Below are 24,683 nucleotides of genomic sequence, written 5' to 3' on the forward strand. Positions count from 1 at the left end.
TTTACGCTTAAAGCTCACCGTATTCAGCGATACACTGCCAAATGCTCATTTAGCTCTCGCGTGTGCAAGTAAACTTCACGATACAGCTCGTATAGGCCTTCATACTGTGCCACACGGTCCGGGTTCGGCGAATATCTCGCTGCTTCACGCAGAAATGCTTCAGCACACGCTTGCAGAGATTCAAACCAGCCACTACCATAAGCAGCCAGCATGGCCGCCCCCAAGGCAGGTCCCTGCTCGCTTTCCAGCTTGATGATATCCGCGTTAAGAATATCTGCCTGCATTTGCAGCCATGCCTCATTACGCGCACCGCCGCCGATGGAAATCACTTCATTCACCGTTTTGCCCGTCCCTCTAAGAATATCTATAGATTCCTTGAGCGAAAACGTTATTCCTTCCAGTACCGCTCGTGTAAAATGCGCAAGCTTATGCCCCGCATCCATCCCGATAAAGCTGCCTCGAATGGTTGCATCTGGATGAGGTGTACGCTCGCCGACGATATAAGGCGTGAACAGTAGCCCTCGGCTGCCTGGCTCAATAGAGTTCACATCTGCCAATAGTGCATCAAAAGAATGCTGTGGTGCAAAGGTATCCTTAAACCAAGTCAAGCTGTATCCGGCCGCGAGCGTAACCCCCATAATATAATAAGCATCCTGCTCACTATGATTAAAAAAATGCGCCCGCCCCTGCACATCAATATCCTTGCGTTCCTCATAAGAAAGTACAACCCCTGAGGTGCCGATGCTGCATAGGGTGCGGCCTTCACTCAAAATGCCGGCACCAATCGCGCCACATGCGTTGTCCGCACCACCTGCAAAGACCTTCGTTTCAGGCGAAAGCCCGCTCTGCTCCGCAATCTCCGGCAATAGCGTACCCGTCTGATCAAAGGATTCCACCAGCGATGGGAACAGCGACAACGGAAGATCAAACGCGGCAGCGATCTCTTCGCTCCACTGCTTGTTCGCTATATCCAGCAGCAGCGTGCCCGCCGCATCCGAATACTCCGTCGCCAGCTCTCCTGTCAGACAGTAGCGCACATAATCCTTGGGTAGCATAAAATGTGCCGCACGGGCCAGCACGTCTGGCTCATGCTCCTGCACCCACAGCAGCTTGGGCAGCGTGAAGCCTTCCAGCGCGCGATTACGTGCGATATTCAGCAGGTCCGACCCGAGCTGTTCTTCAATACGACGGCATTGTGCTGTCGTACGCGTGTCATTCCACAGAATAGCCGGACGAAGCACTTGGCCTTCCTTGTCAGTCAGCACAAGCCCGTGCATCTGTCCCGAAAAGCTAATACCGTCTACGGCATCTGTGCCGCCGATTCCGGCCTTCTCCACAAGCTGTTTCAGTGATGCTAACGTGCCACTGACCCAGTCCTCAGGATGCTGTTCGCTATATCCTGCCTTCGGCTGATGGAGTGGATAAGACTGGGAGGTTTCATAAGCCACCTGACCCTTGAGGTTAACCAGCACCGTTTTGACCGCGCTGGTACCCAAATCTACGCCGATGACATAGCGTTCCTGCTCCTGATTTAGCTTCTCCTGCATCGGAGTTCCTCCTTCCCTGTTATCGTGTATTCCTTATTTTATATATGCTTAGTCAGCCAAAATGTATTGATTTAATGTTGCTTTCAGATATTCCTGGCGACCGGATACGTTTTTACGTGGTGTTTCGTTCGCCAGAGCATATTCAGCCAGAGAAGCAAGCGTTGCTTTTCCGGATACGATGTCTGCTCCAATACCTTCTTTAAAGCTGCTGTAGCGCTTCTCAATAAAGTCCTCAAACACACGATCCTCGATCAGTTTGGCAGCTACCTTCAGCCCCTTCGCATACGTATCCATACCTGCGATGTGCGCGAGGAACAAGTCTTCTGGCTCAAACGATGCTCTGCGTACCTTGGCATCAAAGTTGATACCACCACGGCCCAAGCCTTCATTTTGCAGCACTTCATACATCGTCAGGGTCGCATCATACAGATCAACTGGGAATTCGTCCGTATCCCAGCCCAGCAGCAAATCTCCCTGATTTGCATCCAGTGATCCCAGCATGCCGTTAATCCGTGCTACACGCACTTCATGATCAAAAGTATGACCCGCCAAAGTGGCATGATTAGCTTCCAGATTAAGCTTGAAATGTTGATCCAGATCATATTTTTGCAGGAAAGCAATCGTCGTCGCAGCATCAAAATCATACTGATGCTTCGTTGGCTCCTTCGGTTTTGGCTCAATCAGGAACTGAGCGTCAAAGCCAATTTCACGCGCATAGTCTACGGCCATATGGAACATACGTCCCAAATTGTCCTGCTCCAGCTTCAAATCCGTGTTCAGCAGTGTTTCGTAGCCTTCACGGCCTCCCCAGAAAACATAGTTATCTGCGCCCAGACGTTTGCCCACTTCCAGTCCTTTTTTAATCTGAGCAGCTGCGTGTGCGTATACATCTGCATTGCAAGTCGAGGCAGCACCATGCAAATAACGTGGATGGCTAAACATGTTCGCCGTGTTCCACAGCAGTTTTTTCCCCGTAGCTTTCATATGGTCCTCAATCAGATCCACGATGGTATCCAGATTGCTGTAAAATTCCTTCAATGACGCGCCTTCCGGTGCAATATCCACATCGTGGAAAGCGAAATAAGGTAAATTCAGCTTATCCAGCAGTTCAAAGGCAGCTTCCACACGTGCCTTCGCCAAATCCAGCCCGGTAAACTTGGACCATGGACGTTCCGCTGTTTCTACACCAAAAGGATCGGAGCCGCCTGCAACCAGTGTATGCCAGTAGGCCATGCTAAAACGTAAATGCTCCTCCATCGTTTTTCCCGCTACAATTTCCTGTGGATTATAAAATTTGAACGCAAAAGGATTGTCGGATTGCTTGCCCTCAAAGTTAATTTTAGATACCTGTTCGAAATAAGCCATTATAAGTTCCTCCTTTATAGTAAACGTTTACAAAAACGATTCTAGCACAGCCAAAAGACTTTGTCTATTGCTTAAACTAAGTTTGTTTTTATGATATAATATCAGGAATTACACCAACAGGAAGTGAATGAACCATGAATGTCACTGGCGATCAGGCGCTTGTCAAAAAGCTGAATAAATCCATTGTGCTGGAGCGTATTCGCCTTCATGCTCCGCTATCCCGGGCACAGTTATCCAGTCAAACTGGATTAAACAAGGCAACCGTTTCCAATCTGGTGGCAGAGCTCATTACCGATGGATTGGTGTATGAGACAGGATTAGGAGAATCCAGCGGTGGGCGTAAGCCTTTAATGCTGCTGTTCAATAGCCGTGCAGGCTTTGTACTCGGTATTGAGGTCAGCGTACAGTACATCAAGGGCGCTCTGACCGATCTGGCAGGTACCATTGAAACGGAGCTTACCTTTTCTCTAACCCAGCATGATCCCGCCTTTGTTATGGAACAGATTCGAAAGCTCGTTCAGGAGCTTATGCAGGTCACTCCTCCCTCCCCTCATGGTATTGTCGGCATTGGACTGGGGGTACCGGGTATGGTGGATGAGACCGGAACCGTGCTGTTCGCACCCAATCTGGGCTGGGAAGGGGTTCCGCTGCGGCAGCAGCTTGAGGCTGAGCTAGGTCTGCCCGTCGTAGTAGATAACGAAGCCAACGTCGGCGCGCAGGGCGAGTTGTACTATGGTATGGACGGCGATCACCGACAGCTGGTGCGGGATCTGGTCTACATCAGTGCAGGGTCTGGAATCGGGGCCGGGATTATCATTGACGGCAAACCGTATCAAGGAGCTTGGGGGTACGCCGGAGAGACGGGTCATATGACTATTGATTGGAACGGACGACTCTGCTCCTGCGGTAGTCGCGGTTGCTGGGAGCTGTATGCTTCAGAGAAGGCGTATGTAGCATCCACATTGAAACTACCTGCACATAATACAGCGGAATTACTGCCGTTTGCTCAGCAAGGTGAAGTAAGTACATTAAGCGTCCTTGATGATATTGGGCGATATTTGGGTGTGGGTATTACCAACATTGTGAACAGCCTCAACCCCGGAATGCTTATCATTGGCGGTCCACTGGCGGAAGCCAGACCTTGGTTGGAGCAAAGTATGCGTGAAGTGATTGACGAACGTGCCTTGCCCTATCACCGTCGGCAACTACAGATTCGTTTCTCCACGCTTGGCAGCCGTTCGACGATGCTAGGCGCCGCCTATGCAGCAACCGCTCCTTTTCTCGGGCGTGTACGCGTGTCCTTATAAGTAAAAAGGCCCCCATTGCAGTATGTAGCTGCGATAGGAGCCTTTTCTTAACCATATAACGATCATAGGACCGTCGTCTGCTGTTAGGTTGGATTAAGCGTTCAACACTTTTTCAAACTTGGTTTTGTTCATACCGGAAATACGTTCTTCCCCGATCAAAGTCAATGGAACGGCACGAATGCCCATATCCCAAACCTCTTGAGCAAAAGCTTCATTGGTTTCAATGTTGCGTTCTTCGTACTCCACGCCTTTTTCACTCAAGTAGCTTTTTACTTGACGGCAATGCGGGCAGTTTGTAGATGTGTATACGATTGCTTTTTCCATGAATATCACCTCATCATTTATTTTGTTACATCATATTTATTCAAACTTGCGTGGATCATTACAGGGCCAGTGCGCTGTGCTCCAGGCTTTCGATGTATTTCTCGCTGTCCATAGCAGCCATGCAGCCACTACCTGCTGCGGTAATTGCTTGTCTGTAGCGTGTATCCTGTACGTCGCCACAAGCGAATACGCCAGGCACGTTTGTTTCGGAAGTACCCGGATTTACGACGATATAACCGTTCGCATCCGTTGTAATTTGTCCTTCGAGGAAGCCCGTATTCGGATGATGACCAATCGCCACGAATACGCCGCTAACTGTAATGATTTCCTCTTCACCTGTTGCATTATTCAGTACTTTCAAGCCAGTGACTCCGTTCTCGTCCGCAATCACTTCTACAGGAGTACGATTAAGCGCCCATTCAATTTTGTTGTTCGCACGAGCACGATCCTGCATAATTTTGGAGGCGCGCATTTCTTCACGACGATGCACCAACGTTACTTTAGAGGCAAAACGAGTCAGGAAATTGGCTTCTTCCAGTGCAGAGTCTCCGCCGCCGATGACAACAATTTCTTTGCCACGGAAAAAGAAGCCGTCGCATGTTGCGCAAGTGCTTACGCCACGTCCGATATTATCCTGTTCACCGGGAATACCCAGGTACTTGGCAGTCGCTCCTGTGGAAATAATCAGCGTATCGGTAACCAGTTCACCCAAACCCTCTACATCCAAAGTAAATGGACGAGCAGTTGTGTCTACTTTGTTTACCCAGCCTGTGCGGAATTCAGCGCCAAAACGCTCCGCTTGCTTACGCATATTATCCATCAAATCGGGTCCCATGATTCCTTCCGGAAAACCTGGGAAATTTTCAACTTCCGTAGTCGTAGTTAATTGTCCGCCTGGCTGTGGTCCTTCGATCACCAGTGGGCTCATGTTAGCGCGTGCCAGATAAATTGCAGCGGTCAAACCGGCAGGGCCGGTACCTATAATAATGGACTTGTACATATCTTGGTTCCTCCTAAAATATCATAAGTATTATATAACGAGTTTTCGGAACCGGGCGCTGGGCAACTGCATATACTCTAAAAGTAATTCCGCCAGAAGCTTATCCCAAAATGTGGACACCCGGATATTACAAAAACGAATCACTTGTTTTGTAGCTTTTTATGACTTAGACTGATTCTAAATCCTAATTTCATTATGCGGAAATAGCTGTAAACAGTCAAATGAAGTTTTCATGAAGCGAAGCTTAAAGATAAATCAGGTATGGAGGGATTATCCCGATTATGAATGACGTTTTTGTAGGTAGCTTTATTTCTGCCCTGTCCACTGGACTCGGCGCCGTGCCCATACTGTTTATGCGTAATATCACGCATCGGCTTCGCGATGTTCTGTTGGCTTATGCCGCAGGAATTATGACCTCTGCCTCCGTGTATAACCTCATTCCCGAAGCGATCCAGCATTCCAATTGGTTCGTGCTGACTGCGGGAATTCTGCTCGGCTGCCTCGTATTACTGGTGATGGAGATGTACATTCCCCATGCGGATTTGGAGGACCCAGATTCCAAGACCTTTCAACTGGAATCCAAATCTTTTCTCATCATCGCAGCTATTACATTGCACAATTTACCGGAAGGACTCTCTGTTGGGGTCAGCTATGCGAGTGAGACTCACAATCTCGGCAATCTGATCGCCTTCTCTATCGGCCTGCAAAATGCCCCGGAAGGCTTTATCGTAGCGTTGTTCCTTGTGAATCAAAACATCGGCCGTTTCAAGGCCTTGGGCATTGCTACCCTCACCGGAGCTGTGGAAATCATTACGAGTCTGATCGGCTTTTATTTGAGTAGCTGGGTGAACGGACTGGTACCTTACGGCCTTGCTTTTGCCGCCGGAGCCATGATGTTTATCGTCTACAAGGAACTGATTCCCGAGAGTCACGGGGATGGCAACCAGCGGATCGCCACATTCTCTTTTATTCTCGGCTTAATTACGATGATTGGGCTAACCGAATGGCTATAGCCGAGCAACACAAAAAGGCCGCCTTCTGCCTGTAATCCAGACAGATAAGCAGCCTTTTTGGCGTGTTCACATGGAGATACCTCATTTTTTTTGGTTCATGGAGCGCAATGCTTCACGATACTGCTCGTCCTCACTTTTGTGAGTCTCCTTCTCTCCATTGGATATTGGGGAATGTCTTTCCTTTTCTTCGTCCTTTTTGGCAAAACCACGTAAAGCCGCACGATAATCCTGATCTCCGTATGCATCTTTAATATTCTCGCGATCTTTTTCCACCTTCTTATCCGTCTGGATATCAGGCACCTTGTGTTGTTCCTCCGCATGATGCTCTTCGACATCGATATCCTTAGGAGGCGTCTCTTGCGCAGGATCTATCCATTCACGCGCCTCGGGTTCCACCTGTACAGGATAAGGACGTTTGCTTCTTTGCCGTGAGTCCTCTTCGGTAGAGCGAGTCTTGGAAGAGGACTTGCGCGTCATCTTCGTATTAAATACCAGCAAAAAAATAAAGGCAACCGCAGCTACTACGATAAAAGCAATGGTCATCGGTAGCCTCCTATTCTCTTTCAGCGCTACGGTACCGTCCCGCTATTTCAGCGACCCGTTTGCCCAAAGAGCGGCCTAGTGCAAGATCATCACCCGTTGGAAGATTAGGTGGTCCATTGGGGTCAGTCTCCACCGGACATGTTATCCCTACGCCGTAATAGGAGCCGTATAATGCATTTTCCGTAATATTGGCGGGCAGTCCTACAATAATCATGCCTTGATGAAGCATTGGAGTAATCAAATTCAGAAGTGTGGATTCCAATCCACCATGAACGGTAGCGGTTGTGCAAAACACAGCGCCGATTTTGTCCACCAGCTTGCCCTGCGCCCACAGATACCCCAGCTTATCAATCCAGCTTTTCAGACCGCTGCTGATCGTACCAAAATGCCCCGGACAACCCCATAGGATCGCATCCACACTCACTAGCTCATTCACATCGGCCTCATTTACATGCTTTAACAACACTTCCGTGTGCTCAAGGTGTGCTCCTTCTGCAATTGAGCGTGCGAGACGTTCGGTATGCCCATTTTCACTGTCATATACAATCATGATTCTGGTCGTCGTCATTATGCGCATCATCCTTTGTCAGCAAAATCATCCTTTTCGCATGCGCTCTTAACCTTGCCCAAAATCCATCTGAATATTATGAATCGTTTGACGCATACTTTGAAAATCCAAGAACTAGGGAGGCATGTTAACACATGAATTCACGCGCCATATTAGTCAACTTGCTAGTTATTATCATTATTCTGGCAGGAGGTGGAGCCGCCGCCTATTACTACAATCAATCCGCCAACTACATAAAAACCGATAATGCCCAAGTGAGTGGACAAGCGGTTACCGTTGCCTCTCCAGGCGCTGGCAAGCTCACAGGCTGGAATGCTGAAGTTGGTAAAACCTACACCGCTGGAAGCACACTGGGTAATGTAGAAGGAGGCGGAAGCCGAATTAGCGTTACGATTCCAACCGATGGTACCATCGTGCAGCAATCTGCGGTCAACAACTCAATTGTTGGGGCAGGCACGCCTTTAGCGAAGGCTTTTGATCTAAACAATTTATGGATTACCGCCAATATAGACGAAACGGCTGTACAGGATCTTCAAGTAGGACAAACCGTAGATGTATATATTGATGCTTACCCGGATACGTCCCTGAGCGGTAAACTCGAAAAGATCGGCCTGGCGACCGCATCGACTTTTTCACTACTGCCCACTTCCAACACCACTGCCAACTATACCAAGGTGACGCAGGTCGTGCCTGTCAATATTTCCATTCAAGGTTACAAGGGGCTGGGTATTATCCCGGGAATGAGTGCGACTATCAGAGTTCACAAGTAGGGGGCTGTCATGGATCAAAAAATGTCCGTCGGACGTATTCTGTCCGTGCTGCTGCTAGGCGCCTTCATTTCGATTTTGAATCAAACGCTGCTTAACGTGGCCATTCCACACTTAATGAATGATTTCAATGTGTCTGCCACAACCGTTCAATGGCTTTCCACCGGATATATGCTAACCAACGGGATTTTGATTCCTATCACTGCTTTTCTGATTGAGTCCTTCGGAACACGTGCGCTGTTCATCTCCGCGATGGGGTTATTTACTGCCGGGTCTGTCGTCTGTGCTGCCAGTACCGGCTTTGCGCCTATGCTGGTTGGACGTGTTATCCAGGCCAGCGGAGCAGGCATCATCATGCCTGTGGTGATGAACGTGTTCCTGACTGTGTTTCCTCCAGAAAAACGGGGCGCTGCCATGGGTACTATGGGAATCGCCATGATGTTTGCCCCGGCGATTGGACCAACTTTATCCGGCTATATTGTGGAGCATTACAGCTGGCGGCTGCTATTTTTACTTGTTATTCCGCTGGCGGTCATTGATATTCTGTTTGCCATACGCTGGCTCAAAAATGTATCCAAGCTAACGAAACCGAACTTTGACCTGCTGGGAACCGTCTTTTCCACCCTTGGGTTTGGCTTCCTGCTGTATGGCTTTAGTTCAGCTGGGGACAAAGGCTGGGGTAGCAATACAGTAATACTCACACTCGCTGCCGGGATTGTGTTTATTGTATTGTTTATCGTGCGCGAGCTGAACATGCTACAGCCGATGCTGGAGTTCCGTGTGTTTAAATATGATATTTTTACTGTATCAACCTTAGTCGGGGCTACCGTCAACATGACGATGTTTGGCGGTATGCTGCTGCTGCCAATCTATTTGCAAAATATACGCGGCTTTACACCGTTGCAATCCGGTCTGCTGCTGTTGCCGGGTGCACTGCTGATGGGTGTGATGTCACCCATATCAGGGGCAGTATTTGACCGTATAGGCGCAAGGCCGTTGGCGATCATTGGGCTGATCATTACGGCAGTCACGACATGGGAGTTCAGTCTGCTAACCGACGCCACCACCTACGGACATATTATGATCATCTATACGATTCGCAGCTTCGGAATGTCACTGCTGATGATGTCCGTCCAGACGGAAGGGCTAAACCAGTTGCCTCCCCATCTCGGTAGCCATGGTACAGCCATGTCCAATACAGTACGGCAAATTGCCGGGTCTATCGGTACCGCTTGGCTCATTACTGTAATGAGCAGCCGGACCACGATTCATGTAGCGGATTATGCGAATGTCGCTACCACCGCCAATGTTCCTTTAACCGAAGGGGTAGCACAGTTGGGACAAACCCTCGCGCAAACGGCGGGTATTTCAACAGAAAGTGGTTCATCGTTGGCGCTACAACAGGTGTACCGAAATGCTGTTACGGAATCGACGATCCATGGCATTAATGATGCCTTTATCATTGCTACAGGGATTGCGCTGGCAGGGCTATTGTTTTCCTTGTTCTTACGACGGTCTACGCCACGCCGAAGATAGACGTACAGCGTTGCGAGGCTGCAAAAGAAGGAGCATTCACCCCTTGAATTTTTAAGAGGATGAATGCTCCTTCTTGTGATTATTAGCCCTATGACCGTAATAAGCGCAGGCCATTCAAAATAACCAGTAATGTGCTACCTTCATGCCCAATAACCCCAAATGGCAGGGCTATATCTTGCACAAAGTTGCTGATCACAAGCAGCAAAATGACACTTACCGCAAAGATCATATTTTGTTTAACCACCCGCTGCGCCTTGCGGGCCAGTGCTACCGTCGGAGCAATCTCCTCGATTCCATCGTTCATCAGCACAACGTCTGCGACCTCCAGTGCGGCTCCGCTGCCATGCATCCCCATGCCTAGTCCTACGGTTGCCGCTGTCAACGCAGGAGCGTCGTTCACACCGTCGCCGACCATGACGACATGCCCGTACTGCTCCCGCAGCATGCGAATATGGCTGACTTTGTCCTCCGGCATTAAGCCAGCATACACGGCGTCAACTCCGGCCTGCGCCGCGATCACAGCGGCCGTTTCTGGACGGTCCCCGGTTAGCATGACAACCCGGATACCCTGCGCTTGCAGTCGTTTCACGGACTCTTGGGCCTGCGGACGCAGCTCGTCGCGTAGTGCCAGCATTCCGGCAATCCGATCATTCGCGAGGATGATGGATACGGTTTTGCCCTCAGCTTCCAGCCGGGCCCGACTCTCCATCCACTTTGGCTCTGCCAGAGAACCAGGTTCATCCAGTACATTTGTACGCCCAATTTTCCACTTCACCCCACCTATGATGCCTTCCATTCCCCATCCGGTGAGTGCCTGCACTTCTTCGGTTGGAAGAAGATCTCTCTGTCCCAAATCAGCTTCGGCTTTGGCTACAATCGCTCGCGCCAGTGGATGCAAAGAATAGCTTTCAATTGTGGCGACCATATGCAATAACTCATCGGCATCGTATTCTGCGGCGGTAATCCAATCCGTGACGACAGGTGACCCCATCGTTAACGTGCCTGTTTTGTCAAAAGCAACAACAGAAGTCAATGCCATATTCTCCACATGTGCACCACCTTTGAACAGGATGCCCCGTCGGGCACGGTTGGAAATGGCCGATAGCATTACTGGCATAATGGATGATACGAGCGCACAGGGGGAGGCCACGACGAGGAACACCATAGCCTTGTAAAACGCTGCTGCCCACGTCCAGCCTAATGCTATGGGTGCACCGGCAATGACGATCAGCGTGACAGCAACAACAATTCGAGCGTACACCGATTCGAACGTTTTAATAAAACGCTGGGAATCAGGAACTTCGGTCTGAGCCTCTTCCACCATACGAATGATTTTCGAAAATAAAGTGTTCTCTGAGGACTGACTAACCTCCACATATAGCACCCCTTCTCCATTAATGGTGCCCGCATATACCTCGTCACCTTCCACCTTATTTACCGGAATAGATTCACCGGTAATCGATGCCTGATTCACTGCCGAAACGCCCTTAGAGATTCGGCCGTCCGCCGGAATCAGTTCGCCCGGCTTCACCAGCAGCAGGTCGCCTGGCAACAGCTGCTCAATGCCGACCGTTTCGGTCCCCTCGCGAGACAAGCGCAAAGCCGTTTCCGGCTTCAACGCCATAAGCTCAGAAATATCCTTACTACTACGCTCGGTGGTATAGCTCTCCAGCGCACCGCTGAGTGCAAAAATAAAGATCAGCATGGCTCCTTCATTCCAATAGCCAATGGCCGCAGCTCCTAGGGAGGCAGCAATCATGAGCAGGTTAACATCCAGATCATGTTCTCGGATCAGTGTTTCGACTCCTTCCCTGGCTTTGGACCAGCCCCCAAGGGCATAGGACACCACATACAGAATGACCGATAGCCATTGCCACCAATGTGAGACTCCCCATGCCATCAACATCAGCAATCCACTACCTAGAGCAGCTTGCATCTCCTTGTTTTTCAGCATACTTTTAAGCTGAAATTGCGGCTTACGATTCGGACCGGGTCGTCCGCTGCCACTGTTTTTTGAAAGGGTTCGGTTAGAGGGAGACAATGTATCTTGTAATCGTTGAACAGCTTGCATCATGTCACGTTCCTTTCCATATTTTGTTCCTTGTACTAGCATCTCATTGAGAATGATATCCATTGTTAAGTGCCTTAAAATAGCACATGCTGCTTCGGGAAGCCCGAAGCAGCATGTTTAGCAAATGAGAATGATAATCATTTTTGCATCTATACAATTATTTTGGTTTAGAGAAACTTTTGTTTTATTATATACCTTTTCTTTTCCACTTGTAAACCAGCAATAGTCTAAATAAAAAAAGATACCCGCGCAAACACCACAGGTATCCTCCATATTTAGAGCATCCGATTCAGGATTTGCAAAAATCGATTCCAGTCGCTCCAAAGTGCAATATATAGACGAACTAGACCATTTCGATCTATATTTTGTTCCTTGAAAATCGCTTATTGGATTTTTGCAAAATCCTCTATTACATGAATTCAGGTTATCTTCAGGCTAAAGGAAACTTCCACGCATGGTTGTGTGCAGTCCCAGAAGTGTGCTGACGATCTGCGGGCTGTTGCAGTTCCAAACGCGCAGCTGCAAGGCGTGCGGCGGGAATTGCTGTGTCCGGGCAAATGACCCCCGTCAGCTCATTCTCCCAGATCGAAATCCCATCCAGAGACTGGTTAATTTCATCTATTGCTATCCATAAAGGAAGCTCGGGCTTTACACGTCGAACAGCTTCCATTATGCATTTTATCGTATCACTAGTATTCTCATGACCATCGACACCGGGTGGAATCAACTGATCCTCAGTCCTAATATCATCGGATGGAGTTGGCATGACTTCTAAAATGACCGTATCGGCAAAACGTGTCAGATCTGCAGCTTGAGCCACCTGCTTGATCTGTCGTGCACCCACTTTGGATATGTTATTGGGGTTGGCTGACTCCTCCGACCGCGCGGCTTCCTTGTTCCATGTTGGGCTTATGTTAGGCACCAAAGACGGGGCAACTGTCAAAAGCACGCCTACCCGATATGGAATGCACCGAAGACGTCCGCATAAGGTCTGCTCCGCAACGCCGTCAATCCAGTCTCGGGTTGCCCGGAATTCGTCCACGTCAGCCGGATTGCGTACCATAATCTCCAGCTTGGGTTCTCCCCCCTGCCGCACGCTCCGCAACGCCGCACGCAGTAATGCCTCCAGCTGCATATCTTGCAAGCTGCCAATACCCACTGCATTGTTCTGCTCCATTAGGGCGACAGTGAGTGGCGATCCGTTCAGAGACTCGAATAAGCCTTCATACTCTGTTTCCAGCAAGCTGATGATTCGGCGGGACAAATGCTCACACAATCCAGGCAGGCCAGATGCCTGGTTAAAGGTTTTGTACGTGTCAGATGCACGAGAGCCGGGAATAAGGATGGGGTCGGGCTCCCCGTCAGGGGCATGAATCGTCTGTCCAGACTCAGCTACGTCCAGATAGGCATAGCATAATTCCCCCACGCGGCCAGAGGCCTGTGACAAGGGGCCATGCAGAAGACTATAACCGTCGAAACTGCCTATTTCTGTTGCTGTCTCTGTACTTATACGACTCATACTTGTAGGAGCATCGGCATAAATCCGTATGAAGGTACGTCTGTATTCATCGCTCCATTTTAGGAGTGTACCCATTGCTTGCCCAATATCGTTGCCGCTATTCAGCATCGTTTCCCCAAGTAATTCGGGATTCGCAGCCATCAAAGCCTCCGCTCGGCTGATTACGCCCTGCTCAGCTAAACCAACCAGCCAGCCCAACGGATCTTCCTCCTGCGTAGCAGATACTTCATGGCTGCCTGCCCTTAGCGTCTCCATAGCCAACCTCTGTGCAGCAGTCTCCATACCCGACTCTGGATCTTTGAGATCCCGGCTGTTTTTGCCGCCCAACAGCTCTGCGAATACATGCATCAGTTTAGCCTCCATGCTATTAATCCATCCTTTCTTCCGTCAGCAAGTTGGCACACACGAATTTGAGTACCCCTCCAATTAAGGAAAACGCTTACTCATAATGGAGCAACCGAATCTTACATGGGCCTTACTTGTAAAGCCCCTACCTTAACGTATTAGGCACGCCACACATTTATACATCTGGGCACAGCTACCCTACAACCCACAAGTAATCTCTATACTGCTGGTACAAGACCACTCGAAAAAGGAACTTATAAAATAAACACCCCCGGTTTTCACAGGATGCCTACATCCTATGTTAACCCGGGGGTACTTATTTTTACTCGTAAGAACGAACCTTCAATACACGCATCACATTCAATACGGCTAGCAATGTTACACCTACATCGGAAAATACAGCCTCCCACATCGTAGCAATACCGAATGCTCCCAGCGTAAGAAACACAGCTTTGACACCTAGTGCAAATATGATGTTTTGCCATACGATACGACGCGTGCGCTTGGCGATATGGATGGCCGTAACCAGCCTTGAAGGCTCGTCGTTCATGATTACGATATCTGCCGCCTCAATCGCAGCGTCCGAACCCAAGCCACCCATCGCTACACCGACATCTGCCAGCGCCAGTACGGGTGTATCATTGATTCCATCGCCCACGAACAAAATTTTGTCGCTCGTTTTTTTACTTGCAGACAACTGCTCGATGGCTTCGGCTTTGTGCTGAGGTAACAGCTCTGCCCTTACTTCATCCAAACCCAGCTGTCGTCCTACAGCCTCGGCAACTGTCCGATTGTCACCCGTCAGCATGATGGTTTTCACCACACCCAACTTTTTCAGTGAAGTAACCGTTTGGGCTGCGTCTTCCTTAACCTCATCTGAAATCAGAATGCACCCGGCATACGTTCCGTCTACCGCCACATGTACGACCGTTCCTTCATCCAGCGTCCCTGCTTGCTGCGCCACGTTAAAAGCAACATGTTCCCGCTCCATCAGCTTGGCGTTCCCGGCCGATACCAGACGACCATCTATTTGTGCCTGAATCCCGTGACCGGATATTTCACTATACTGCTGAACCCGTTCTGCTCTGAGTTCTTTACCGTAGGATTCACGCAAAGATGCAGCAATAGGATGTGTCGAATGCAGCTCCGCCAAAGTGGCGGTTTCGAGCAGGGTTTCGTTTGTAAAATCCCCGGCAGGATAAATCCCTGTTACACGGAAAACACCTTTGGTGAGTGTGCCTGTTTTATCAAAAACAGCGTATTTTACATGATTCAGAGCTTCAAGATAATTCCCGCCCTTGATCAGAATACCTGAACGGGAGGCTGCCCCGATTCCCCCAAAGAAGCCCAATGGAATAGATACTACCAGCGCACATGGACAAGAAATAACGAGGAAAACAAGCGCACGGTACACCCAATCTGCAAATTGTGCACCTGGCACAACAAGCGGTGGAACAACCGCCAACAACAGCGCTACAATAACCACTACGGGAGTATAGTATCTGGAAAATTTCGTGATAAACTTTTCAGTCGGCGCTTTTTTGGCACTCGCATTTTGCACTAATTCCAAAATTTTAGAGACCGCGGATTCACTAAACTCTTTGCTAACCTCTACCGTTAGAAGTCCGTTCGTATTGATAAATCCACTCAACACGTTGCTTCCCGGCTCTACGGTACGAGGCACGGATTCACCAGTCAACGCAGAGGTATCCACATGCGATTTACCATCTACAACTTTACCGTCCAGCGGGATCTTCTCGCCCGGCTTAATTACAATCAAATCCCCAATGCGAACGTCTTCTGGAGACACTCTCCGTACGGACTCAGCCGTCTTCAAGTTCGCATAGTCCGGTCTAATATCCATCAGATCACTGATGGACTTACGTGAACGGTTAACTGCGATGCCTTGAAACAGCTCTCCGATTTGATAAAAGAACATGACAGCTACGCCTTCCGGGTATTCCCCAATCGCAAATGCACCAACAGTAGCCAGCGTCATCAGGAAGTATTCGTCAAAGGCCATTCCACGCACCAGACTGCGTGCAGCCTGCAAGACAACATCACCGCCAACGATGATATATGCCAGTAAAAATAAAGCCAGCTTGCCTACACCTTCAACAGGTAACCACCAGGCAACAGCCGCAACGACCGCACCAATAGCCAAACGCGCAATCATGCGGCGCATACCGTCCGTACCGTGATCATGCGTATGCCCAGCGTGGCTATCATCTCCATGCGAATGTGAATGAGCATGGGTGGATTCACCATGTTTGTGCTCTGCATGGTGGTTGTGATGCTCGTGTGTATGCCCTTCACCTTCATCATTATGCTCATGACCGCATGCACAATCCTCTACGCTATCTGATTGTACTGCACCAGCATGGCTTCGACTGTCTTCATGTAGGTGGCCACGGGCACTTTTTACCACCATCCGAACATGTGGCTCAAGTCTATGAACCTTCCGTTCCGTCTGGCGAAAAACCTCTTCTTTTTGATCCGAACTTGTGGTCATCGTCAACGTTTTCGTAACAAAATTGACCGAGCAATCCATAACCCCTTCTATTTTACTGACTCCATTTTCAATCTTGAGCGCACAGTTGGCGCAATCCAAACCTTCCAAAATCCATTCATGCCGTTCCGTTCTTTTTAGAGCATCCATAATCATTGGCCTCCAATTAACTATATATGAGCAACTGTTCATATATTATTTATTAAGGTCATTATATTCAGGATCAGGGTCAAAAGTCAATGACATCTAGCCCTTTTTAACAAAAAAATCGACTTCAACGGACAAACGCCAAAAGAGCGCCAATCGCTTGGCGCCCTCTGTTGTTTTATCCCAAAAGATTATTGATGTGATATGTGTTGATGGGTTTGCAAAAAGATCTGCTCCACATGATTATCATCCAGTGAATAAAACACCGTTTTGCCTTCTTTGCGTCGTTTGACAATACGCAGGTTGCGCAAATAACGAAGCTGGTGGGATACCGCAGATTGTCCCATATTGAGCACCTGGGTCAGATCATGAACACACAGTTCTTTTTGTGCCAGGGCATAAATCAGCTTGATTCGTGTCGGGTCACCCAAAGCTTTAAACAGCTCCGACATTTTGTATGCGATGGAATCCTCAACAAGGGAAGATTTTATGCGCTCGATTTCCTGATCTGAACCGTGACAAGCCGGCTCGCAATCCAAAGCTTCCGTTTCAGAATTCATCCTTTTCACCCCGTGTATTTCGACTTGATGCTCCTATTATAGCAAATTCGTAGAGTTTACGAATAGCTTATATTACAGCTTGCCCTGTAACAGAAGACTTCCAAGTCTCAAATGCTTGCCTAACGCTATAGCTTTACACTACATAGAGCTTAATAAAGCTTAATTCAACGTTTTTAATACTTCATCACTGTAAGGAATAATTTCTTCTATTTGTTGATCACGTAACTTCATCGCAAACGCTGGATCAACCAGCAAAGCACGCCCAACCGCAACCAGATCAGCTTCCTCTCGTTCTACTTGCCCCACGAGTTGTTCTAATCTTGCCTCTACACTACTGGATTGTTCGGTTTGACGATTATTATTTTTTTCAAAATCACTCAAAAATGCCTTCTCCAAGCCAATGGAGCCTACGGTAATAACTGGCTTACCTGTTACCTTTTTCGTCCAAGCTGCCAGGTTTAGATCGGACCCTTCAAATTCCGGTTCCCAAAAACGGCGGCTTGAGCAATGGAATACATCCACTCCTGCCTTCACTAATGGAGCGAGAAACTGTTCAAGTTCCTGAGGTGTCTGTGCCAGCTTTTCTTCATAGTGGTACATCTTCCACTGGGAGAATCGCAGTATAATTGGGAAATCCGGCCCTACTGCACGCCGACAAGCCTCAATGACCTCCACCGCAAATCGAGTACGCTGGACCAAATTGCCTCCATATTGATCGGTACGCTTATTCGTTTTGTCCCAGAAAAACTGATCGATTAAATAGCCATGTGCCCCATGAAGCTCAATGCCGTCAAAACCCACTCGCTGGGCATCGGCAGCAGCCTGAGCATAAGCGGAGATGATATTCGCAATCTCGGTCTCGGTCAACGGCTCAACTACCTTTTCACCGGCAGGAGAAATACCGGACGGACCGACAGGCAATGCCTCGGGATTCGGTTGGTTATCCGCACCTATTTGGCGAGCTGTACCCACATGCCAGAGCTGCGGTATAATCTTGCCACCTACCGCATGAACCTCCTCGACTACCTTGGCCCACCCCTTTAATCCCTCACCATAAAAATTAGGAATGCTGGTGTGCTCTACAGCTGCGGGATGATTAATAGCAGTTCCCTCCGTAATAATCAAACCAACCGCATTTTCTGCACGCCGACGATAATACATCGCCACGTCAGACCCTGGGATACCTTGAGGAGAAAAATTTCGTGTCATTGGCGCCATAACAATCCGATTGGGAAGAGATAAATTACCTGCCTTAAAAGGTTTAAACAGTAATTCTGTGTTCATTACTTTTCCCTCCGCTCTCCACTAGTATTATCGTTTTCACTCTACTGTTATACAATTCCATTTTACACATACGTAAACTTGAGTTCAAGAAACCACAGTTTTAATTTTAATAAGCTACACAAAAAAAAGAAGAAGCGGTTCTAAGTCCGCTCCTTCTTTCCTAATTAGTTTGTACTTGTGTGATTTTTAGTGTGCTACCATGTTGTATTCCATAATCCATACTGAACCACCAACGACGGTCAACAGGATCACTACACCAAGAATCAAGGTCATAACATTCCAACGTGGTCCATTGCTTTCACGGATGTGCATGAAGAAGAAAAGCTGAACCAGAAATTGCAGCACTGCCGCGGCTAAAATAACAACCATGGTCGAAGTGCGGCTCAACATATGATTCATCACCACGAAGAGAGGAATGATGGTCAGTACGATGGACAGAATAAACCCGATAACATAGGATTTCACTGAACCGTGAGAATCATCATGACCATGCGAACCCGCTCCTGATTGATGCTGTGCCATCTACATCACCCCCATCAAATAGACGACTGTCAGCAAGAAGATCCAGACAGCGTCCAAAAAGTGCCAATACAAGCTCAATGCCGAAACTTTCCCCTTCGTCTCTGGTGTAAGCCCGCGTTTTTTCAACTGGAACATGAGTCCAATCATCCAAACCAGACCTAACGAAACGTGAAGTCCGTGCGTTCCGACTAGAGTGAAGAATGCCGACAAGAACGCACTGGTTCCAAAATTGGCTCCTTCGTGTACCATTTCAACAAACTCGTAAACTTCAAAACCGATAAAACCAAGACCCAGGATCGCTGTTACGATTAACCAGCTGATTAATCCCTTCATGCTTCCTTTGTTCATAGCCAACACAGCCAGACCACTTGTGAAGCTGCTCGTGAGCAAGAGGAACGTTTCAATAATAACGCCCGTCATGTTAAACAGCTCTGCGCCACCTGGTCCTCCGGCTGTGTTATTCCGAAGGACAACGAAGGTTGCGAACAAGGTACTGAACAGGATTACGTCCGTTACGAGGAAGATCCAAAAACCAAGCATCTTCAGCTCTTGCGGATCGTGATGCCCGTGGTCATGATCATGGCTGTGATGTGCTGCAGCTTGTGCCATTATACAGACCCCCTTATTGCCGCTTCCGTGCGTTTTACTTCATCCGCAGGGATATAGTAGTCGCCATCATAGGAGAAGAACGAACGGCAAATCATACAAATTGCCACACCGATCAGCCCTGGAATATAGAAGAACGACCATCCGAATACGAAACCGAAACCTGCAATGAAAAAGAATACCGACATAATGAATGGAATCGCCGAGTTTTTCGGCATATGAATCGCTTCAATTGGCGGTTGCTTTCTGAAAATACCTTTTGCACGTTTATCTTTTTCTGCCCACCAGTCATCACGTTCTTCTACTTGTGGAATGGTAGCAAAATTGTATTCCGGTGCAGGTGAAGGAATCGACCATTCCAACGTATGGCCACCCCAAGGGTCACCTGTTGTATCCTTCAGCTTGCGGTAATTCTTGATGCCCAGAAGAATTTGAAGAACCTGGAACAAGAACCCAATCCCCATCAGGAATGCCCCAACGGTCGAAACGAGGTTAAGCGGCTGCCAGCCGGTATCCCAGCCATAAGTGCTCAGACGACGCGTCATACCCATCAGACCGAGAGAATATTGTGGAATAAAACATACATAGAAACCGATGTTCCAGAACCAGAAAGCCCATTTACCAGGCGTTTCAGGCAATGTGAAACCGAACATTTTAGGCCACCAATAGTACAGACCTGCCAAGTAACCGAACACTACACCACCAATCAGAGCGGAGTGAAAGTGAGCGATCAAGAAGTAACTGTTATGGAACTGGAAGTCAGCAGGCGCTACAGACAACATGACGCCCGTTAAACCAGCAATCAAGAAGTTCGGAATAAAAGCAATTGACCACATCATAGGGGTTTTGAATGTAATCTTACCCCGATACATCGTGAACAGCCAGTTAAATACTTTAACCCCTGTCGGTATAGCGATAACCATCGTCGAAATCGCAAAGAATGCATTAACATCTGCGCCTGATCCCATCGTGAAGAAGTGATGCGCCCAGGTGAAGAAGGACAGGATCGCAATCATGAACATAGCGTAAACCATGGATTTGTAGCCAAACAATTTCTTTTTGGAGAATACACTGATGACCTCGGAATAAATACCGAAGGCAGGCAAAACTACAATGTATACCTCAGGGTGACCCCACATCCAGATCAAGTTGATATACATCATCGGGTTACCGCCGAAATCAAGCGTAAAGAAGTGTCCTCCTCCAAAGCGGTCAAGGAACAGCAATGCCAAAGTAACCGTCAGAATCGGGAATGCGAAAATGATAATAACACATGACGAAAATACGGACCACGTAAAGACAGGCATTTTCATCCAAGTCATACCAGGTGCACGCATTTTAATAATGGTCACAATAAAGTTGATCCCCGTAGCCAATGAACCTATACCAGAAATCTGAATACCCCAGATATAGAAGTTCTGACCGACGCCTGGACTAAATTGCAGTTCTGAAAGCGGTGGATAACTCAACCACCCTGCATCTGGCGAACCGCCGATAACAAAGGACAAGTTGAACAACATCGCTCCCATAAAGAAAAGCCAAAAGCTCAATGCGTTCAGGAAAGGAAACGCAACGTCGCGCGCACCAATTTGAAGGGGTACGGCGATATTAAACAAACCAAACATCAACGGCATCGCCATAAACAGGATCATGATCGTGCCGTGAGTTGTGAAAATCTGATTGTAATGCTCAGGATGCAGAAGTGTCACATCCGGTGTAGCCAGTTGAACACGCATCAATAATGCATCCACGCCTCCGCGGAATAACATCAAGATGGCCGCAAGAATATACATAATACCGACTTTTTTATGGTCAACAGTAGTCAACCAGTTTTTCCAAAGCCAGCCCCATTTTTTGAAATAAGTGAGCACAAACACGATCCCGATCGTCGCTAATGCGATGGAGACGTCCGCTCCATAGATCATTGGGTCTCCAGTAACGAAGAAAGTGGATGCAAACTCTTTTATTTTGTCAAGCATTGGGGGCCTCCTTCCTTATAATCATTTAATTGTGTCCGCTCATATTCATATGACTCATGTCCATTCCAGCATGATCTTCTGTGCCGGACTTGGTTGAATCTTCTGTGGATGTAGCTCCGCCATGTCCAGCATGGGGGTTAGGAGCCCCTTCCACTACATACTTGTTGACAATCTCTTTGAACAAGCCATCTGGAATCGAAGAATACTCATCAGGCTGGGACAAACCTGGTTTTGCAAGCGCCAAATAGCCGTCTTTCGTCAGCGGCTTAGACTGCTTCTTGATGTCAGCGACCCAGTTTTTATACTCTTCATCCGACTGGACCTCTACATCAAAACGCATTTGTCCAAAATGCTCACCGCTAAAGTTTGCACCCGAACCAAAGTAAGTTCCTTCGTGATCGGCCTGCAAATGCAGTTTCATAGCCATGCCTGACATGGTGTAGATTTGTCCGCCCAATTGCGGAATCCAGAACGAGTTCATCGGTGCGTCAGCAGTCAGTTCAAAACGGACTGGAACACCTTTAGGAATGTGAACTTGGTTAACTGTAGCTATACCTTCCTCTGGGTACATAAAGAGCCATTTCCAGTCCAGTGAAGTCACTTGAATGGTTACTGGCTTTTGCGTACTTGCCAATGGCTTGGAAGGCTCCAGCAAGTAGGTATATCTTGCAGTAATAACCGCAATAATACAGATAACGATAATTGGAATAGCCCACCATGTGGTCTCCAGCTTTTTGCTGTCATCCCAGTGGGGTTGGTACTTCACCTTATTTGTCGGTGTATCACGATACCGCCAAATGATGAAGAAAGTCAAAATCATGACCGGTACAATTATTAGCGCAGACAATGCCGTTGTAAGAATGATCAGCTCTTTTTGTGCTTGCCCAATGGGTCCTTTCGGATCGAAAACAACGTATTTTCCGCCAGCATAAAAACACGTCCAAATGAGCAATGCTACCGTGAGCACGGTCAAAACCAACGCAATAATCGCTTTTGGTTTTTTGTTCATGTTGTTCCCCTCTCCTTAAATAATAAATTACTCAAAACTTAACGAACTCCTGTAATGTTGCCCCTATATAAGATAGCAGAAAAGCGACCATTTTTTTTATTGTTAACAGAATTGTCGATTATTTGTCCGATTTTTGTGAAAAATATCTCTAAAAATAAAATTTCTCTTGCAAATTCAAAATATATTATAATTCAAAGATGACATATTAAAAACGTTATTTGTGTATCTTAAAGAAGTTATATTAAAGAAAAAAGCGGGACTCCCTACAGTTATCATCCTACACTGCTCGAAGCCCCACGTTGTTGTTTTCAGTATATATTTGCTTTAAATCATTTTTAATTTTATTAACTGCGACCGTTTTCCTGGTCTTCCTTCTTGCGTGCAATGACAAATGATTTCCCAACGAGAAAAATAAAAATCCCGGCAACAACGCAGCCAATGCCTGTCATTAAATATATATTTCGATCAGTCAAATTTCCTATATCAAGCAAAATAAGGATAATACCTGCAATACAAGCGATCAAAGCGATAACAGATACCGTACGGCTCATCTGCCCGTCAGTTGATCCTGATTTTCTAAAATTTGCAGCCATCCCCTCCACTCCCTTCGGTCCAAAATAATTTTAACGCCCTCGTTCGGTATTTTTGTCAGTATGCACACATCTTGCTTCTTTATTCCCTTTGGTCTCTACATACCTGAAACAACCCTCTGCATATCCTGACTATTATTACCCCGGAAGACCCAGTATTCAAACAAAAGGGAATGAAGACAGATCCGTCTTTGCTATATTTTTTAAAAAAATTGCTCTTCGTTTAACGTCTGGTCTCCAACCAGTTATTACTTACTATATTTCGATACCAATAGTAACTTTCCTTCGGGGTGCGGACCTGTGTGCGAAAATCGACATGAATCATGCCAAATCTCATATTATATCCCTCTGCCCACTCAAAATTGTCCATAAGTGACCATGCCATATATCCTTTGACATGAAGGCCGTCATGAATCGCCCGGTGTACCTGCACCAAATGCTGCTGCATATACGAAATGCGACGGTCATCCTGAACCTTGCCATTCACGACATCATCGTTGATACAAGCCCCATTCTCTGTGATATAAATATCGAGGTTACCGTATTTTTGCAAATAATGCAGTACCTCGTACAGCCCACGCGACTCCACTGGCCAGCCGATATCTGTTACAGGTAGCCCCATATTGATTTCTTCAGATTGAAGAAACCCGGCTTCAGGATTAAAGCGATTAACCGACATACTATAGTAATTAATACCGATCATATCAATAGGCTCGCCAATAATATCCATATCACCATCCTGAATAGGCACGGTAGCTCCCTGCTCCGCGAACCAGTCTACCAAAAACTGAGGATACGAGCCTTGATAAATAGGTTGAAGAAACCAGTCACTGTGCAGGGAAATGGTGCGCGCACAAGCAGCTTTATCTTCCTCAGATGTACTGTAAGGGACAGCCCATGAGACATTGGGAGCGATACCGATCTGGCCACTGGTGCCCAGCTCACGGAAGCGGCGCACAGAAAGACCATGTGCAACTAGCAGATGATGTCCTACATCAATGGCTGTCTGAAGATTTGTCAGACCTGGGGCATGAACACCCAGCATATTGGATAAAAAGGCGATACACCACGGTTCATTGAATGTTAGCCAATGGTGTATTTTACCGTGGAACTCGCGGAACATCGTTTCTGCATACTGGACAAATGCTTGAATCGTGTGACGATTCTCCCATCCTCCAGCATCCTGAAGCGCTTGAGGCAGATCCCAATGGTACAGTGTACAAAACGGTTCAATCCCGTTTTCGTTCAACAAATCGACTACGCGATGATAATAGTCCAATCCTTCTTGATTGACTTCACCGTCACCATTGGGAAATATACGCGGCCAGGACACGGAAAAACGGTATGTACGAATGCCCAGCTCCTTCATTAGGCGGATATCTTCCTCGTAGCGATGATAGCTGTCACAAGCTACATTGCCGTTATCACCGTTGAATACTTTGCCAGGCGTATGGGCAAAGGTATCCCAGATCGACAAGCCTCTCCCATCCTCCTCATAAGCTCCTTCGATTTGATAGGCTGCCGTCGCGGTGCCCCACATAAAGTCCTGCGGAAATTGAAAAATGGTCATAT

The 24,683-nt window shown here is 47.7% G+C and carries 21 protein-coding genes; 4 read left to right on the top strand and 17 right to left on the bottom strand.

What is annotated here, in order from left to right; translation table 11 throughout:
* Window positions 1-23: 23 nt before the first annotated feature.
* Together xylB and xylA are read right to left on the bottom strand one after the other, a co-directional pair.
* On the bottom strand, window positions 24-1,547 hold the full coding sequence (gene xylB / locus ACYCS5_RS07250; RefSeq protein ID WP_340886382.1) for a xylulokinase: 1,524 nt from the start codon (window positions 1,545-1,547) through the stop codon (window positions 24-26).
* A gap of 48 nt (window positions 1,548-1,595) precedes the next feature.
* On the bottom strand, window positions 1,596-2,912 hold the full coding sequence (xylA, locus tag ACYCS5_RS07255) for a xylose isomerase (RefSeq protein ID WP_039273722.1): 1,317 nt from the start codon (window positions 2,910-2,912) through the stop codon (window positions 1,596-1,598).
* 134 nt (window positions 2,913-3,046) lie between these two features.
* Between xylA and ACYCS5_RS07260 the strand changes: the two genes are divergently transcribed.
* Window positions 3,047-4,219 carry an ROK family protein gene (locus ACYCS5_RS07260; RefSeq protein ID WP_459761003.1) on the top strand — a complete coding sequence of 391 codons (1,173 nt, stop codon included), beginning with the start codon at window positions 3,047-3,049 and terminating at the stop codon, window positions 4,217-4,219.
* Window positions 4,220-4,312: 93 nt separating this feature from the next.
* On the opposite strand, the gene ACYCS5_RS07265 is transcribed toward ACYCS5_RS07260, so the two are convergent.
* Together ACYCS5_RS07265 and trxB are read right to left on the bottom strand one after the other, a co-directional pair.
* A complete protein-coding gene (locus ACYCS5_RS07265) occupies window positions 4,313-4,543 on the bottom strand; it encodes a glutaredoxin family protein (protein ID WP_007432162.1) in 231 nt (76 codons plus the stop codon).
* Between the two features lie 58 nt (window positions 4,544-4,601).
* On the bottom strand, window positions 4,602-5,543 hold the full coding sequence (gene trxB, locus ACYCS5_RS07270) for a thioredoxin-disulfide reductase (RefSeq protein ID WP_023990316.1): 942 nt from the start codon (window positions 5,541-5,543) through the stop codon (window positions 4,602-4,604).
* 281 nt (window positions 5,544-5,824) lie between these two features.
* Between trxB and ACYCS5_RS07275 the strand changes: the two genes are divergently transcribed.
* Entirely contained in the window at window positions 5,825-6,556 is a 732-nt protein-coding gene (locus ACYCS5_RS07275) for a ZIP family metal transporter (RefSeq protein ID WP_013311970.1), read from the top strand.
* 81 nt (window positions 6,557-6,637) lie between these two features.
* Here ACYCS5_RS07275 and ACYCS5_RS07280 read toward each other — a convergent pair whose 3' ends face one another.
* Window positions 6,638-7,099 (bottom strand): hypothetical protein, encoded by a 462-nt coding sequence (locus tag ACYCS5_RS07280; RefSeq protein WP_209949905.1) that lies wholly within the window; start codon window positions 7,097-7,099, stop codon window positions 6,638-6,640.
* Window positions 7,100-7,109: 10 nt separating this feature from the next.
* A complete protein-coding gene (locus ACYCS5_RS07285) occupies window positions 7,110-7,667 on the bottom strand; it encodes an NAD(P)H-dependent oxidoreductase (protein ID WP_165149444.1) in 558 nt (185 codons plus the stop codon).
* Window positions 7,668-7,801: 134 nt separating this feature from the next.
* On the opposite strand from ACYCS5_RS07285, the gene ACYCS5_RS07290 reads away from it, so the two are divergent.
* Together ACYCS5_RS07290 and ACYCS5_RS07295 are read left to right on the top strand one after the other, a co-directional pair.
* Window positions 7,802-8,437, top strand: a complete 636-nt coding sequence (locus tag ACYCS5_RS07290; RefSeq protein ID WP_025724158.1) for an HlyD family secretion protein — start codon at window positions 7,802-7,804, stop codon at window positions 8,435-8,437.
* A gap of 9 nt (window positions 8,438-8,446) precedes the next feature.
* Window positions 8,447-9,970 (top strand): DHA2 family efflux MFS transporter permease subunit, encoded by a 1,524-nt coding sequence (locus ACYCS5_RS07295; RefSeq protein WP_029519221.1) that lies wholly within the window; start codon window positions 8,447-8,449, stop codon window positions 9,968-9,970.
* 88 nt (window positions 9,971-10,058) lie between these two features.
* On the opposite strand, the gene ACYCS5_RS07300 is transcribed toward ACYCS5_RS07295, so the two are convergent.
* The 11 genes from ACYCS5_RS07300 to ACYCS5_RS07350 all read right to left on the bottom strand — a co-directional run bounded on the left by ACYCS5_RS07300 (window position 10,059) and on the right by ACYCS5_RS07350 (window position 24,681).
* On the bottom strand, window positions 10,059-12,041 hold the full coding sequence (locus ACYCS5_RS07300) for a heavy metal translocating P-type ATPase (RefSeq protein WP_049817084.1): 1,983 nt from the start codon (window positions 12,039-12,041) through the stop codon (window positions 10,059-10,061).
* A 430-nt stretch (window positions 12,042-12,471) separates the two neighbouring features.
* Window positions 12,472-13,923, bottom strand: coding sequence for an aldolase/citrate lyase/malate synthase family protein (locus ACYCS5_RS07305; protein WP_340956856.1), 1,452 nt, complete (start codon window positions 13,921-13,923; stop codon window positions 12,472-12,474).
* A 304-nt stretch (window positions 13,924-14,227) separates the two neighbouring features.
* Window positions 14,228-16,564 carry a heavy metal translocating P-type ATPase gene (locus tag ACYCS5_RS07310; RefSeq protein WP_459761004.1) on the bottom strand — a complete coding sequence of 779 codons (2,337 nt, stop codon included), beginning with the start codon at window positions 16,562-16,564 and terminating at the stop codon, window positions 14,228-14,230.
* A gap of 188 nt (window positions 16,565-16,752) precedes the next feature.
* Window positions 16,753-17,121, bottom strand: coding sequence for an ArsR/SmtB family transcription factor (locus tag ACYCS5_RS07315; protein ID WP_007432172.1), 369 nt, complete (start codon window positions 17,119-17,121; stop codon window positions 16,753-16,755).
* A gap of 159 nt (window positions 17,122-17,280) precedes the next feature.
* Window positions 17,281-18,405, bottom strand: a complete 1,125-nt coding sequence (locus tag ACYCS5_RS07320; RefSeq protein WP_459761005.1) for an NADH:flavin oxidoreductase — start codon at window positions 18,403-18,405, stop codon at window positions 17,281-17,283.
* 186 nt (window positions 18,406-18,591) lie between these two features.
* Window positions 18,592-18,927 carry a cytochrome o ubiquinol oxidase subunit IV gene (gene cyoD, locus ACYCS5_RS07325; RefSeq protein WP_029519230.1) on the bottom strand — a complete coding sequence of 112 codons (336 nt, stop codon included), beginning with the start codon at window positions 18,925-18,927 and terminating at the stop codon, window positions 18,592-18,594.
* Window positions 18,928-19,536 carry a cytochrome o ubiquinol oxidase subunit III gene (gene cyoC, locus ACYCS5_RS07330; protein ID WP_013373104.1) on the bottom strand — a complete coding sequence of 203 codons (609 nt, stop codon included), beginning with the start codon at window positions 19,534-19,536 and terminating at the stop codon, window positions 18,928-18,930. It abuts the gene before it with no gap.
* The gene (locus ACYCS5_RS07335) at window positions 19,536-21,512 is read right to left on the bottom strand and encodes a cbb3-type cytochrome c oxidase subunit I (protein WP_025723659.1); all 1,977 of its coding nucleotides are present in this window, start codon (window positions 21,510-21,512) and stop codon (window positions 19,536-19,538) included. Before ACYCS5_RS07335 ends, cyoC begins: the two co-directional genes overlap by 1 nt.
* Before the next feature lie 25 nt (window positions 21,513-21,537).
* Entirely contained in the window at window positions 21,538-22,521 is a 984-nt protein-coding gene (gene cyoA / locus ACYCS5_RS07340; RefSeq protein ID WP_029519232.1) for a ubiquinol oxidase subunit II, read from the bottom strand.
* Between the two features lie 344 nt (window positions 22,522-22,865).
* Window positions 22,866-23,114 carry a hypothetical protein gene (locus tag ACYCS5_RS07345; RefSeq protein WP_029519233.1) on the bottom strand — a complete coding sequence of 83 codons (249 nt, stop codon included), beginning with the start codon at window positions 23,112-23,114 and terminating at the stop codon, window positions 22,866-22,868.
* Window positions 23,115-23,334: 220 nt separating this feature from the next.
* Window positions 23,335-24,681: a GH1 family beta-glucosidase gene (locus ACYCS5_RS07350; protein ID WP_029519234.1), complete on the bottom strand. Its 1,347-nt coding sequence runs from the start codon at window positions 24,679-24,681 to the stop codon at window positions 23,335-23,337.
* Window positions 24,682-24,683 lie beyond the last annotated feature (2 nt).

This window comes from Paenibacillus sp. SEL3, from assembly GCF_054602585.1.